General features: G+C 47.5%; 13 protein-coding genes. 4 read left to right on the forward strand and 9 right to left on the reverse strand.

The annotated features are described in order from the left end of the window. Positions 1-44: 44 nt before the first annotated feature. A complete protein-coding gene (locus tag F9L33_RS10175) occupies positions 45-800 on the forward strand; it encodes a putative phage abortive infection protein (RefSeq protein WP_152142681.1) in 756 nt (251 codons plus the stop codon). A 5-nt stretch (positions 801-805) separates the two neighbouring features. Here F9L33_RS10175 and F9L33_RS10180 read toward each other — a convergent pair whose 3' ends face one another. The 5 genes from F9L33_RS10180 to hisS are packed head-to-tail and all read right to left on the reverse strand — an operon-like array spanning position 806 to position 5,939. After that, positions 806-1,732, reverse strand: coding sequence for a HEPN domain-containing protein (locus F9L33_RS10180; RefSeq protein ID WP_226804079.1), 927 nt, complete (start codon positions 1,730-1,732; stop codon positions 806-808). A 55-nt stretch (positions 1,733-1,787) separates the two neighbouring features. Beyond that, positions 1,788-2,636, reverse strand: coding sequence for a pantoate--beta-alanine ligase (gene panC / locus F9L33_RS10185; RefSeq protein ID WP_152142682.1), 849 nt, complete (start codon positions 2,634-2,636; stop codon positions 1,788-1,790). A gap of 2 nt (positions 2,637-2,638) precedes the next feature. After that, a complete protein-coding gene (hisG, locus tag F9L33_RS10190) occupies positions 2,639-3,355 on the reverse strand; it encodes an ATP phosphoribosyltransferase (protein WP_152142683.1) in 717 nt (238 codons plus the stop codon). Continuing rightward, positions 3,352-4,443 (reverse strand): ATP phosphoribosyltransferase regulatory subunit, encoded by a 1,092-nt coding sequence (locus tag F9L33_RS10195; protein ID WP_152142684.1) that lies wholly within the window; start codon positions 4,441-4,443, stop codon positions 3,352-3,354. Before F9L33_RS10195 ends, hisG begins: the two co-directional genes overlap by 4 nt. Continuing rightward, entirely contained in the window at positions 4,443-5,939 is a 1,497-nt protein-coding gene (hisS, locus tag F9L33_RS10200) for a histidine--tRNA ligase (protein ID WP_152142685.1), read from the reverse strand. Before hisS ends, F9L33_RS10195 begins: the two co-directional genes overlap by 1 nt. Positions 5,940-6,011: 72 nt before the next feature. Between hisS and F9L33_RS10205 the strand changes: the two genes are divergently transcribed. Both F9L33_RS10205 and F9L33_RS10210 read left to right on the forward strand, forming a co-directional pair. Beyond that, on the forward strand, positions 6,012-6,224 hold the full coding sequence (locus F9L33_RS10205) for a SlyX family protein (RefSeq protein ID WP_152142686.1): 213 nt from the start codon (positions 6,012-6,014) through the stop codon (positions 6,222-6,224). Between the two features lie 18 nt (positions 6,225-6,242). Continuing rightward, complete coding sequence (locus F9L33_RS10210; RefSeq protein ID WP_152142687.1) at positions 6,243-6,815, forward strand: peroxidase-related enzyme; 573 nt, start codon at positions 6,243-6,245, stop codon at positions 6,813-6,815. 299 nt (positions 6,816-7,114) lie between these two features. Here the strand turns inward: F9L33_RS10210 and F9L33_RS10215 are convergent, their stop codons facing one another. Genes F9L33_RS10215 through dnaE form a run of 3 tightly spaced genes read right to left on the reverse strand, consistent with a single transcriptional unit; the run spans position 7,115 to position 11,809 of the window. Beyond that, positions 7,115-7,867 (reverse strand): hypothetical protein, encoded by a 753-nt coding sequence (locus F9L33_RS10215; protein ID WP_152142688.1) that lies wholly within the window; start codon positions 7,865-7,867, stop codon positions 7,115-7,117. 30 nt (positions 7,868-7,897) lie between these two features. Then, positions 7,898-8,353, reverse strand: coding sequence for a PaaI family thioesterase (locus tag F9L33_RS10220; RefSeq protein WP_152142689.1), 456 nt, complete (start codon positions 8,351-8,353; stop codon positions 7,898-7,900). A gap of 3 nt (positions 8,354-8,356) precedes the next feature. Then, on the reverse strand, positions 8,357-11,809 hold the full coding sequence (gene dnaE, locus F9L33_RS10225) for a DNA polymerase III subunit alpha (RefSeq protein WP_152142690.1): 3,453 nt from the start codon (positions 11,807-11,809) through the stop codon (positions 8,357-8,359). A gap of 137 nt (positions 11,810-11,946) precedes the next feature. Between dnaE and F9L33_RS10230 the strand changes: the two genes are divergently transcribed. After that, a complete protein-coding gene (locus F9L33_RS10230; protein WP_152142691.1) occupies positions 11,947-12,729 on the forward strand; it encodes a hypothetical protein in 783 nt (260 codons plus the stop codon). A 2-nt stretch (positions 12,730-12,731) separates the two neighbouring features. Here the strand turns inward: F9L33_RS10230 and F9L33_RS10235 are convergent, their stop codons facing one another. After that, positions 12,732-13,952, reverse strand: a complete 1,221-nt coding sequence (locus F9L33_RS10235; RefSeq protein ID WP_226804081.1) for a TCR/Tet family MFS transporter — start codon at positions 13,950-13,952, stop codon at positions 12,732-12,734. Positions 13,953-13,989 lie beyond the last annotated feature (37 nt).

Genomic DNA, 13,989 nt, shown 5'->3' on the forward strand with positions numbered 1-13,989 from the left:
TGTCATTGATTATCTTGCTTTTATGGCTAGGCAACGCGCTCGTGATGCTTGCTATATTTTCAGGGGATACAACCAAGGCTGGCCCCGCAGGGGACATGTTTGGTGCAATAACATCGCTGTTCACAGGGCTCGCCTTCGCAGGTTTAATCGGCACAATGATTTTCCAGCAACGGGAACTGAAATTGCAACGCAACGAGCTTAAATTGCAACGCGAAGAGGTTTCGGGAACGCGTGAAGAAATCAAAGCGCAACGTGAGCAGATGGAACTGCAAAACCAGCAGATGCAAAAGCAGATGTTTGAAGAAACCTTCTTTCAAATGCTCAAGGTTTTTAACGATTATATTCAGGATATTACCGGACCTATTAGTAAAGATGGAACCATCCCAAGAAAAGGTAGAGACGAGTTAGCAAACCTAACACCAAGCATGACATATTACAGTAGTGACAATCAGCAAGAGATTGCGACCGAGTATTTAAACATGTACGATGGCAATACTGATGACCTAGGGGGATATTTTAGGATAATATACAATATCATAAAATACGTTCATACTTCTGAAATACCTAACAAAAAATTCTACACAAATATTGTCAGAGCACAGCTATCAGAAAGTGAGTTAGTATTATTGAAATATAATCTATCTACCCCGTTGGGTGAGAAATTCATCCTATATGTTAATGAATACGACCTACTCAAGCACTGTCCTGAAAAGTACGGGGGCGAGAATAGGCATGGTAATGTTTCCCAGGTCGGAATCGTTGCGGATCACATTAAAGAGCTCTTTATTGAAGATGCATAGTTGCCTCAACCCCTCAAAAAGCCCTCACAAGCCAAATCCACAGCCTCAATCAAAGCCTCCACCCGTTCACTCAGCCATTCTAATTCCTCAGCCGTAATCTTGTAATGCTTTGAATATCGCGCTTCCACGTAGGCTTTTTTCAGCAGTTCAAAATGGCGGCGGGATTGGCGGGTGTCTCGGGGCCAGATGGGACGCAGGCTTGGTTCCATGTCTTCGCAGCGCGAACGCAGGGTTTTGATGTTGTGCGTGGCAGGGGAATAAAGCGTATGGGTTAAGAGGTAAGCGTTATAGGCACGTTCGGTGGCTTGGTGCAGGTTGAATGCAGCCTCATTATATTTATTACCTGATATTGCAGCACGTGCCATAAACACCGCATCATTCGCCCTTTTACTCCACAGCTCATAATATTCCTGCGCAATCTTCTTAGCCGTTGCTTCATCAGGCGGCATAGGTTTCACCAAACGGCGCACTTTACCGCTGGGCGTTTTTTCCCGCAGCTCATGCAACAAAATCCCATCGGTCACGATATCACTGAAAAAATACTGCCCGACTTTAAGCTGGCTGTTCACCTCATCCAACGTATGTACGATGAACTGCGGCACACTGCTTTCGCCCTTGCACAGTAGCAACAAACGATCCTCGGCCGCCGTCCAATAGGTGGCGACATCCGTGAACTCTTTGCCATTGACGATAATCAGCAAGTCATAATCAGAAAAATAACCGCTAGTGCGATCCTCGACCCAATCACCACGCGCATGGCTGCCGAACAGGATGATTTTCAACACCCGCCCCCGCTTGCGTCGCTCGCTTGTGGCTGTTGTGATCTTTTCATTGAAATCTTCTAACAGGATATCAACGACCTGTTCCAAAACGCGGCGTTTGCGCAGTGGCAGGTGATCCAAATCGGTTTTCATGTGAAAGTCAGCCGTCATGGGCGAACTATCCGACATTCAAAGCGTGATGTCTATAATGCTTTAGCTTCAAAGACTAATTCACCAAATGATTGTCTATCAAACGTGCACGCCCCAAATGAGCAGCCCCAAAGATACGACAGGCATGGCCTTCGGCTTTTTCAACCAATTCCAGCGTATCAGGATCACGGCATTCCACGTAATCCACTTTTTCAAAGCCCGCTTTCAAAATCGCCTCAGCCGCTTTTTCACAAACATCTGATGCAAAGCCACCCGTCCCAATATCATAAGCGGCTTTTTTCAAAATCACGTTGAATTTGCGCGCTATTTCAATTTCTTCTTGGCTCAAATATCCATTGCGCGACGACAGCGCCAATCCATATTCATCGCGGGCAACGGGGACACCGCGGATTTCGGTTGGAATATCCAAATCAAGTGCCAAACGCTTCACAACTGTAAACTGTTGCCAGTCCTTTTCGCCAAAGAACGTCGCATCCGCCTGCGCTTGGTTCAACAATTTCGTCACGATCTGTGCCACACCATCAAAATGACCAGGGCGTGCCTGACCACATAGCACATCTGTCAAACCATCCACCAAAACGCGCGTTGTAAAGCCTGTTGGATACATTTCAGACACAGACGGCACAAACATCGCATGCCCGCCCCGTTCAGCCACCATTTCCGTATCCCGGGTCTCTGTGCGCGGATAGCTGTCCAAATCTTCGCCTTCGCCAAATTGCGTTGGGTTCACAAAAATCGTCGTGATCACACGGTTGGTGTTTTCCAATGCTGCATCAATCAGCGACATATGTCCCTCGTGCAGATTGCCCATGGTGAACACCACACCTATACGCAAACCATCATGACGCCACGCCGCAACCTGATCGCGCATTTCCTGAACAGTTCTGAACGTTGGAAGGGTCATATCTAACCTTTTAGCTTTGTAACATCCCAGCCTGTTTTGGCAGCAATTGCACCAAAGGCCGTTTTAGCATCATCTGACCAGTCAGCCGCAAAACTGCCAAAAACACAAGCTTGCGATTGTAAGATCAAACCGTCCGATAAGATTTTAAGGTGGTTCGCACGCAGTGTTTCACCCGAAGATGTAATATCTGCGATCGCTTCTGCCGTCAGATTTTTTACCACACCTTCTGTGGCCCCTTGGCTATCAACCAATTGGTAATCTGCCACACCACGCGCACGTAAAAATCCGCGCACCAAATTGTGGTACTTCGTAGCAATCCGTAAACGATAGCCATGGTTCGTGCGGAACTGGGCACAAACGGCATCCAAATCTTCGATACAATCCACATCAATCCAACCTTTGGGTACAGCAATGATTAAATCTGCATGACCAAAGCCAAGCTTTTGCAAATTTACGACCTCGCGTTCCCAAAGTGGTAGCTTTTCATGGATCAAATCTTCACCAGTCACACCCAAATGGATACGACCCGCTTTCAATTCTTTTGGAATTTCACCAGCAGAAAGCATTACTAATTCAACGCCGTCTACACCAGACACAGCGCCAGAGTATTCACGATCTGATCCAGTGCGGGACAATTTAATCTCATGATCTGCAAACCAATCCATGGTCTTTTCTTGCAAACGTCCTTTGGACGGCACACCAAGTTTTAGAACACTCATGACGCACCTCCACCAACAGCTGCCAAAACATCAGGGCGGATCACACCACCCACCGCAGGAATAGAGCGGCCTTGTCCCAAGACTTGGGTTAAAGCATCATAACGACCACCACTTGCAATGACGTTTTCACCATCAAAGAAACCAAAGACGAACCCATCGTAATATTCCATTGATGTCAGTCCAAAGTTGGCCTCAAACGGTAACGATTTGATATCAATGCCGCTGGCAGCCAAAGCTGTCAGGCGCATTTCCAAACAATCGACAGCAGTACTAAAACCTTCCAAACGATCCTGAACACCTCGCAACGTTTTCAATGCATCTGCAGCCGTTCCATTCAACGCCAGTAATTCTTCGACAACAGCCAACTCTTTAGCAGGAATAGGAGCGGTCGCTGCATCTTCTTGTAAACTCGCTACACGCGCCAAAACTTCCGCCTCACTGCGCACACCCAAAAATGGTTGCGCGTCATTCAAAACCGCTTCCGCATCAGAACCAGATACCTGATCCAATAGTGCCACACGCGTTGGCAGATTATCCGCTTTACCACTGTACCAATCCAACAATTGACGAAAGCGCATTGGGCGCCAAATCTGGCGTTTCAAACGTTCCTTACGGCGATCTGTCGTAGACAACCCATCAATGGCAGCGGACAACAATCCGATATCACCCGTCATAGTACGCAGCCCATATGGGCGTAAAATATTGTAAAACAACGAGAATACTTCCGCATCTGACAAAGATGAATCATTGCGATCAAACAGCTCGTACCCGACTTGTAAATATTCCGTAGCTCGTCCAATAGTTGGCTCTTGTTTCCGCCAAACAGGACCATTGTAAGTATAGCGTGCAGGTTCAGCACCACCATTCATATGCATCTGCACGACTGGCACCGTGAAATCTGGACGCAACATTTGCTCGCCGTTCACAGGATCATCGGTCACATAAGCCCGCCCGCGAATGTCTTCGCCGTATAAATCCAGCAACACTTCGGCAGGTTGCAAAGCTGGCGCTTCGACAGGTACTGCACCTGCGTTCATAAACGCATTCGACAATTGCCCAGCTAAGGTTTTAATCGCAACGGGTGTCATTATTCGGCACTCTCTGCGCGCGCAATCATCTTGCGCACCTCTGCAACCAAATCACCACGCTTGATTTCCATTTGCGCAGGCTGGGCTTTCCATTCTTCGGTTGTTTCAATCTCGGCTGACAAACGTGCGCCCAGCGCCAAATCTTTGATCTGCACAACACCGTTGGCTTTTTCGTCACCACCTTCGATCACGGCAACAGGGCTTTCGCGCTTATCCGCATATTTCAGCTGATTGCCAAAATTCTTTGGGTTGCCCAAATAAACCTCCGCACGAATACCTGCGTTCCGTAATTCCGCAACCATTTCTTGATAATCGCCCATACGGTCACGATCCATAACAGTCACAACAACTGGCCCTTTGGATACAGAGCCCATACGGCCCTTTTCACGCAACGCTGCCAACAAACGATCCACACCGATGGACACGCCCGTTGCTGGCACTTCTTGGCCAGTGAACCTCTTGACCAGATCGTCATAACGACCACCGCCAGAGACAGAGCCAAACTGACGTTTACGGCCTTTGTCATCAAAAATCTCGAAGGTTAATTCAGCCTCATAAACAGGCCCAGTGTAATAGCCCAAACCACGTACAACAGATGGGTCAATTTCTACACGGTCAGAACCGTAGCCACCTGAAGCCATCAGGTCTCCAATGGTTTCCAATTCGTTGATCCCGTCCAAACCATTTTTTGAACCGCCAACTGCATTGCGCAAATTTGCCAAGGTACCAGAAGCATCCGCAGCTTTGGATGTTAGGAAGGCAATCACTGGTTCCGCCTGATCCGCAGACAGACCAACACCGTCGATATAAGCTCCAGAGGTATCCAAACGCCCTTTGGTCAGCAGCTCACGCACACCATTTTCGCCAACTTTGTCGAACTTATCGATTGTGCGCAAAACTGCATCGCGATCAGTGCCTGCTTCCTCGGACAATCCCATGCTTTCCAACACACCGTTCAGAACTTTGCGGTTGTTCACACGCACGATGTAATCACCGCGCGGAATGCCGACATTTTCCAACGTGTCAGACAACATCGAACAAATCTCTGCATCTGCAGCAACAGATGCAGCACCTACAGTATCCGCATCGCATTGGTAAAACTGGCGGAAACGACCAGGGCCTGGTTTTTCATTGCGCCAAACAGGGCCCATCGCATAACGGCGATATGGGGACGGCAGATCGTTGCGGAACTGTGCATACACACGCGCCAAAGGCGCTGTCAGATCGTACCGTAGTGCCATCCATGCATCGTCTTCGTCTTGCCACGCAAACACACCCGCATTCGGGCGCTCCACGTCTGGTAGAAAGCTTCCCAAAGCCTCTACCGTTTCCACAGCAGAACTTTCCAACGCGTCAAACCCATAGCGATGATAAACCTGCGAGATCTGGGAAAGCATTGCTGAACGTTCAGCCACTTCCGCCCCAAAATAATCCCGAAAACCCTTCGGCGGTAACGCCTTGGGCCGTTGTGGTTTCTTTTTCTTATCTCTAGCCATCGCTTTAGGCTCCTTTACTTAAGGCTCATCTAACGGATTGCACCTCAAGGGGCAAGTTTGTAAGACAGATGTATGAGTGATATTGAACGCATAACCGAATTGGAAATTCAGCTGGCCCATGCAACCCGCTTGGCAGAAGAATTATCCGATATTGTCGCAGAACAGACCAAACGCCTTGAATTGGTCGAACGTCGTATCCAAATGTTAATGGAGCGCGCTGCCGAACAAGAGGCACAATCTTTGTCTGGCGAAGTCGTTGGAAACCAACCACCACCTCATTGGTAGAATAGGATTAGGATAGATATGACACACCCCATCAGCCGTTTTCCCGTTCCAGAACTTGCAGATATGCCCGACGATATTCGCGAACGCATATTGGCTGTACAGGAAAAGGCAGGGTTCGTGCCAAACGTCTTTCTAACATTCGCCCACCGCCCGGATGAATTTCGCGCCTTTTTTGCCTACCATGATGCATTGATGGAAAAAGAATGCGGCCTGACGCAAGCTGAACGCGAAATGATCATCGTGGCGACATCTAACCAAAATGGCTGTCTTTATTGTGTTATCGCCCATGGCGCTGTTTTACGTATCCGCGCTAAAAACGCCTTGATCGCAGATCAAGTGGCGGTGAACTACCGCAAAGCAGATATTACGGATCGTCAAAAAGCCATGCTAGATTTCGCGATGAAAGTCTGCACAAATAGTGCTGCAATTGGACGTGAAGACTACGAGACGTTGCATGCCCACGGTTTCACAGACCAAGACGCATGGGACATCGGTGCCATTACCGCATTCTTTGGTCTATCGAACCGTATGGTGAACGTCACAGGCATGCGCCCGAATGACGAGTTCTTTGGAATGGCACGCGATATCTAAACCACTTAGCGTACGCTGGCCTAAGACATCCTCAATCCTTTGCGCTGTATAACATCCCTGCTAGCAAAAGTGGTTACGGGTTTTCAAAGGATGGTTAGAACCCATCAAATGCGAAAACCACCGAAATAACAGGTTACATTAGGTGCAGGGCTTTCAACCCTGTTCGGCTCATACATCCACGTTCTGGTGGCGCCACCTTTTTCTTATAACAAAATAGATCCTCTGGAATACAGCCAACACATCGTTTGATGACATCAAGCGATGATAAAGTGCTGTTTTAAGAGTATGCTAGGGATAGCTTACAGTTCCCGTTTTTCAATCAGAACACCATATAACGTGGTTATAATACTCACACTATACAGTCCCAATAATCCATTCAGAAGCTGTGCTAATAATATCCCAACGATATTAAATGCTATGGCTTTTACAAGCAGTCCAACAATTGCGGTAATAGCAGAAAGCATTAATGCCAACTTAAAAATTGTCATATTTTCACCTTCAGTCGCTTCCCATGATTCACTAATTTTCATTGGTGTACCGATTGCAGCTGCGGGCAAAACTAAACTTATTCTGGTACCAATGAACCAAATAAAGAGGCTGAATAGAAAACTCATTATAAAGAATACAGTATATCCCCCACTTATCCCGATAGAAGCAACAATCGCCCCAAATATAAGCATTGGAATGATCATGGTTAAGAAAATCATAAGGCTACTTAAAAAATATGCTATATTCTGATCGCCATGCCAATTGGGGAAAAAACGATTAGGACCTTCTCCAAGTAAGATAAATCTATGCCAACCCACAATAACCCACAGATAAACGCATAATGTCACGATAAGAATTGCCAGTGTAATCAAAAATGCTTCCGTTGTCTCATCTGAAAGATTAGTAATATCCATAGGCTCAGGAAACATCGTTCCAAATCGCACATTATTAGAAGCGAAAAGTAAGGCAAGAATTGCGAGCCAAGGCACAAAAGTAATCCGAATAACATCTGATAAATTATCAGCAATCATCCGGTATGAATGTAATAAAATCTGCAAACTCATCAATAAAACACCTTATTATAATTCTAAAAATCAACCGACAACATCATTGCGTCCAGTCACAGCCATCATCGTTGCAGTCATAACTGCAATCAATTTTTCAGAACCGTCTTTCACCGCATAAGCACGGCTTTCTGTGAATGTCAGCGTGCGGCCAGGTTTTAGAACCTCGCCACGGAAAATAAACCTCTCACCATCCGCTGGTGCCAAAAGGCTGGTTTTGAATTCTGCAGTCAAAACAGCAGCCTCATCCGCCATAAGCGAATATGCGGCATAGCCCGCAGCACTGTCCAATGCCGTCGTGATAATACCTGCATGGACAAACCCATGTTGTTGCGTGGTTTTTTTGTGATACGGCATCGATAAATCAACGTGCCCTACGGCGACATGGTCAAGAGTAATGCCCAGTGTTTGCATCGCAACTTGACGCGCGAAACTATCGCGCACGCGTTGCTCATACTCGACTGATCTAGGCTTAAAGTCTGACATCCATCAAAATTCCTCAACCATCTGAACACCTTGAATGTGCTTCAAGGCACCTTTCACCTGCGGGTTCAGCGGATATTCATTGGGCAATGCCATCTCAACTTCTCCTGGTAATTCAGGATGGGTTAGCACCAGATGCACAGGGCCCCGCCCACGTGGACCTGCCCCTTGGGATATTTCCACCAAGCGTGTGGCGATAGACCCGACTGCATTTTCGTCATTCACGAAAATCTTTAATCCCATGGCAGCGGCATCTGCCACAGCACCATCAACAGGTTGCACCGCTTGGGCCAACAGCTTCAACTGGTCCGCTTCCATATCGGCCTTGACCGACAGCACAACGTTCTGTCCAGGTTCCAACAGATCGCGGAATTTCTCTAATGTGTCTGAAAACACCGTGACCTCATAGAGCCCTGTCGTGTCAGACAGTTGCACAAAGGCAAAACGGTTACCGCGTGCCGATTTGCGTTCCTGCTTGCCAGCAACAGAGCCCGCGATTTTCGCCACAACCGTACCGCCAGATGCTTTTTGTTCCAGCTCTGCCAAAGTCAGAACCTGCTTGCGTTTCAGCGCCCCAACATAATCATCCAACGGGTGCCCAGACAGATAGAACCCAACTGCCGTGTGTTCCTGACGCAAGCGCTCTGTTGGCAACCAATCTTCTGGCATTGGTAAACGTGGTGCTGGCAGCGCTTCGCCCGCATCGCCAAACAGGCCACCTTGGGCAGAGTTGCGATCTTCATGCGTTGCCGCAGAATACGCAACTAGTTGATCCACACTTTCCAAACATTTGCGGCGGTTGCCATCCAACAGATCAAAGCCGCCTGCGCGCGCCATCATTTCCATTGGGCGTTTACCCACACGTTTCAAATCGACACGGCGTGCAAAGTCGAACAAGTCTGCAAATTCGCCACCTTCGGCACGGGCATCGGTGATCAAACGCATGGCCTCGGCCCCTACGTTTTTCAAACCACCCAGCGCATAGGCGATTTTGCCATCCACAACGCTGAACAACGCCTGACCGCGATTTACACAGGGTGGGATCACTTCGATCTCAAGGCGTTTCACCTCTTGGTGGAACACATTCAACTTATCGGTCAGGTGCAAATCACAGTTCATCGCCGCCGCCATGAATTCCACAGGGTGGTTCGCTTTCAGCCAACCTGTTTGATAAGATACAACCGCATAGGCCGCCGCGTGGGATTTGTTGAAACCATAGTTCGCGAATTTATCCAGAAGGTTCCAAACCTCCATCGCTTTTTTCTTATCAACGCCGTTCTTGGCAGAGCCTTCAAGGAACTTCGGGCGTTCCTCATCCATCGCTTCTTGGATTTTCTTACCCATAGCACGGCGCAAGAGATCAGCCCCACCAAGCGAGTAGCCCGCCATTTCCTGTGCGATCTGCATCACCTGTTCCTGATAGACAATAATGCCCTGCGTTTCGTCCAAAAGATGGTCGATAGAGGGGTGCAGTAATTCCCGTTCTGCCCGTCCGTTTTTCACATCACAGAACATCGGGATGTTTTCCATTGGGCCAGGACGGTAAAGGGCCACAAGGGCAACGATGTCCTCGATACAGGTAGGTTTCATACGCCGCAGCGCATCCATCATACCCGAACTTTCCACCTGAAACACAGCCACAGTTTTAGCGGATGCATAGAGATCGTAAGTAGCCTTATCTTCCAAATCAATTGCGCCGATATCAATATCAACGCCGCGCTTCTTGATCATGTCCACAGCGCCTTGGATCACGGTTAGGGTTTTCAGACCCAAGAAGTCGAATTTGACCAAACCCGCTTGTTCCACCCATTTCATGTTGAACTGGGTCGCGGGCATATCGGAACGTGGATCTTTATAAAGAGCCACCAATTCATCCAAAGGACGATCCCCAATCACAACACCCGCCGCGTGCGTGGATGCGTTTCGCAACAAGCCTTCCAGCTTTTCAGCAAAACCCAGCATACGGTCGACGATTTCTTCGGCATTTGCCTCTTCGCGCAAACGCGGTTCATCCGCCAGTGCTTTGGTGATGGAAACAGGCTTCACACCCTCAACAGGGATCAATTTAGATAAGCGATCCACCTGCCCGTATGGCATTTGCAAAACACGCCCAACATCGCGCACAGCCGCTTTTGATAACAACGCACCAAAGGTAATAATTTGGGCTACTTTATCGCGCCCATATTTTTCCTGAACGTATTGAATAACTTCTTCACGACGATCCATGCAAAAATCGATATCGAAATCGGGCATGGACACACGTTCGGGGTTCAAGAACCGTTCGAACAGCAATGAATAGCGCAATGGATCAAGGTCAGTAATGGTCAACGCATAGGCCACAAGGGAGCCCGCACCAGACCCACGACCGGGTCCTACGGGAATATCATTTTCCTTTGCCCAATAGATAAAGTCAGCAACGATCAAAAAATAGCCAGGGAACCCCATACCTTCAATAATATCCAGCTCGAAATCCAACCGTTTTTGATATTCTTCAACAGTCGCCGCATGCGGAATAACATCCAAACGCGCCTTAAGCCCTTCGTTTGCTTGGCGGCGCAGTTCTTCGACCTCATCATCTGCAAATTTCGGTAGGATCGGATCACGCAGATACGCCTTAAATGCACAACGCTTTGCAATCTCAATCGTATTCTCAACAGCTTCCGGCAAGTCAGCGAACAGTTTCACCATTTCATCTTGAGATTTGAAATAATGTTCTGGTGTCAAACGGCGGCGATCATTTTGCTGATCCACATAAGCACCATCTGAAATACAGATCAGCGCATCATGCGCCTCATACATGTCCTTTTCTGGGAAATAGACATCGTTCGTTGCCACCAATGGCAAATCCAGATCATAGGCCAGTGTAACCATCGGCCCTTCGGTCAATTCCTCAACAGGCGTGCGTGGATGATCCCCATCAGGGTGGCGCTGTAATTCGATATAGAACCGATCAGGATAAATTCCTGCCAAACGCTCCACCAAAGCCCGTGCTTTTTCTGATTGTCCATCTTGGATCAGTTGACCAAGCGGCCCCAACGAGCCGCCAGACAAACAAATCAAACCATCCGAATATTGTGCCAGTTGATCCAATGTTACATGAGGTAGCGCATCACCAGATTCCAAAAACGTACAGGAATTCAGCTTCATCAGGTTCATATAACCCGCTTCGGATTGCGCCAACAGAACAATAGACTTGGCATCAGGTGTTTTTTCACCTGGGCGCGATGCAGGCGCATAGCTTAGGTCAAACTGACACCCGATAATGGGCTGCACACCAGATTTCTTTGCGGTTTCGGAAAACTCCAATGCGCCAAACAGGTTGTTTGTGTCTGTCACAGCAACAGCCGGCATATCCCCTTTAACACACATATCAGGCAGTTTTTTCAGCTGAATAGCCCCTTCTAACAAAGAATAGGCTGTGTGGACGCGCAGGTGAATGAATCGGGGATTATTGCTCATTCCCGAACACTATAGCAGCTTTGAATTTAGGGAAAGCGGTTGCAAAATTTATCTTACTGTTTAAATCTATTTTATACGTTACCCATATAAAACCAATAAACACTGGGTAGCAGCCAAACAGGGGGCTTATTTAGTAAATGACATGTCTGTTCACAAAAATATTTGGCGAACGCAACACTGGCGCCACATATCTTAGCAAATTGATTGATAAGAACTTTGCCACCGATAACCTGCGTGGTGATTTCGGCGTTGATCGCCGTGTCATGCGTTTGGTTCTCCAAACATATAAGCCAAAAGAACGTCCCTTTCACAACAACCGCCTGCAAGATGAATACCATGAACGTATTCTCTATTCCGACTTTGGGCTGAAACATGCCGCCCCACCGATTGATGTGATCCGTGCTGCACCGCATTCGCAAAGCACACTTTATTTGTTAATCACAAAACACCCCGTACATTTTTTAACATCTTTGCATGCACGTCCAGAAAATCCATTACTATCCAGCGACGAAATTCCATTTGAGAAATTTCTAATGTCCGAATGGCCTGTAGCTGAACGCGACAACATTGGCGAAGATAATCTGGAAAGCCCGATTGAGTTATGGAATCGTAAGATGCGCGAATATATGCGCGTGATGGAAGTGGCTGATAATGTACTGCACATCCGTTACGAAGATATCCTGTCTGATTTTGAAGGTCAGATGGATCGCATTGCCGATTACATCCCAAAAATCACAAATGGTTATGGTAATATTCGCAGATCGGTCAAAGCCAAAGACAACATGCGCTTCGAAGATTACCAGCGCCGTTACAAGTATCACAAGTTAAAGACAGATCATAAGAAGCGCGATCTGGAATACATCTATCGTAAAATCGATGATGAGCTGATGGATGCGCTTGGCTATCGCGATGTGATGTAAAACTAGGCTGGTAACGTTTTCAGATGCCGCGCATAAGCAAGCAGCAAAACACCCAATGCTGCGGCTTCTAAAACCCCTGCGAAATAATATGGTGCTGCTGGTAAATATATCGGTGCATTTTCAGCTGTGAAATATCCAAACAGACCTGTCATCATCAGTGGACTCATAATAGAGGCAATCGCTGCGACGCCTGTCATAACACCTTGCAATTCACCCTGCTCATTATCACTAACGGCTTTTGACGTAACACTTTGCAAAGCTGGGTTGTTGACCATGCCCAAACAGGTGATTGGCATAAGCGCATAAATCATCCACCCATGCGTTGCCCCTGCAAAAAACGCGTATGATATCGTCGCAATCGTCATGCCAAAAATCATCGTACGCCATTCGCCTAAACGTGGAACAATCATACGAATGACACCACCTTGAACAACGGCCATGCCAATACCAAAGCACGATAACGAAATGCCCACATCCCAAGCCGTCCATGCAAACTTTTCCTGCGTGTAATAGGCCCAAGTTGTTGGGTATACGAAAAACGCGATTTGATGGATGAAGTAAACAATCAGTAACAATCCAAGACCAGGTAATGAGCCGATATATTGTAGCGCACGAAACGGGTTCATACGACGCCATTCCAATGGGCGTCTGATCTTATCAGTGACTGTTTCAGGTAGGATAAAATATCCGAATATCAAATTGGCGGTGGCCAATGCTGCTGCTGCATAGAATGGTGCACGCGATCCGAATTCACTGAGCAAACCACCCATCATTGGTCCCAAAACAAAGCCAATACCAAAAGCAGCGCCGAGCAGCCCAAAATTAGATGGTTTCTCTTCTGGAGTGGAGATATCTGCCATATAAGCTGCAGCCGTTGATTGTGTGGCAGAGGCGACACCGCCGATTAGACGTCCAAGCAATAAAATCCATATGGATTGAGTGAGCCCCATAATCACATAGTCGACAGCCATAACCAAAAGTGACAACAGCAAAACAGGTCTACGGCCATAACGATCTGATAAGTTGCCGATGGCTGCACCAAACAAGAATTGCATCACTGCGAATGAAGCACTCAAAATACCGCCCCAAACGGCAGCTTCTGATAATTCTGCCTCTAATAGCTCACGTATCAAATCTGGTGTCACAGGCATGATCAATCCGATGCCCATGGCATCGATCACAACCGTCATCAATAAAAATAAGATCGCAAGTTTTTTATTCAAAGCAATATCCGATGGATCAAAGTATTCCGCTACTCAA

Origin of the sequence: Amylibacter sp. SFDW26, assembly GCF_009184395.1 — a bacterium.
Lineage (GTDB): Bacteria > Pseudomonadota > Alphaproteobacteria > Rhodobacterales > Rhodobacteraceae > Amylibacter.

What these genes read in the sequence shown, in the direction of transcription:
- F9L33_RS10195 (WP_152142684.1), bottom strand. Translation starts at nt 4,443, where the DNA reads ATGACACCCGTTGCGATTAAAACCTTAGCTGGGCAATTGTCGAATGCG.
- F9L33_RS10180 (WP_226804079.1), bottom strand. Translation starts at nt 1,732, where the DNA reads ATGACGGCTGACTTTCACATGAAAACCGATTTGGATCACCTGCCACTG.
- panC (WP_152142682.1), bottom strand. Translation starts at nt 2,636, where the DNA reads ATGACCCTTCCAACGTTCAGAACTGTTCAGGAAATGCGCGATCAGGTT.
- hisS (WP_152142685.1), bottom strand. Translation starts at nt 5,939, where the DNA reads ATGGCTAGAGATAAGAAAAAGAAACCACAACGGCCCAAGGCGTTACCG.
- F9L33_RS10175 (WP_152142681.1), top strand. Translation starts at nt 45, where the DNA reads ATGCTTGCTATATTTTCAGGGGATACAACCAAGGCTGGCCCCGCAGGG.
- F9L33_RS10220 (WP_152142689.1), bottom strand. Translation starts at nt 8,353, where the DNA reads ATGTCAGACTTTAAGCCTAGATCAGTCGAGTATGAGCAACGCGTGCGC.
- F9L33_RS10230 (WP_152142691.1), top strand. Translation starts at nt 11,947, where the DNA reads ATGACATGTCTGTTCACAAAAATATTTGGCGAACGCAACACTGGCGCC.
- F9L33_RS10215 (WP_152142688.1), bottom strand. Translation starts at nt 7,867, where the DNA reads ATGAGTTTGCAGATTTTATTACATTCATACCGGATGATTGCTGATAAT.
- F9L33_RS10205 (WP_152142686.1), top strand. Translation starts at nt 6,012, where the DNA reads ATGAGTGATATTGAACGCATAACCGAATTGGAAATTCAGCTGGCCCAT.
- dnaE (WP_152142690.1), bottom strand. Translation starts at nt 11,809, where the DNA reads ATGAGCAATAATCCCCGATTCATTCACCTGCGCGTCCACACAGCCTAT.
- F9L33_RS10210 (WP_152142687.1), top strand. Translation starts at nt 6,243, where the DNA reads ATGACACACCCCATCAGCCGTTTTCCCGTTCCAGAACTTGCAGATATG.
- hisG (WP_152142683.1), bottom strand. Translation starts at nt 3,355, where the DNA reads ATGAGTGTTCTAAAACTTGGTGTGCCGTCCAAAGGACGTTTGCAAGAA.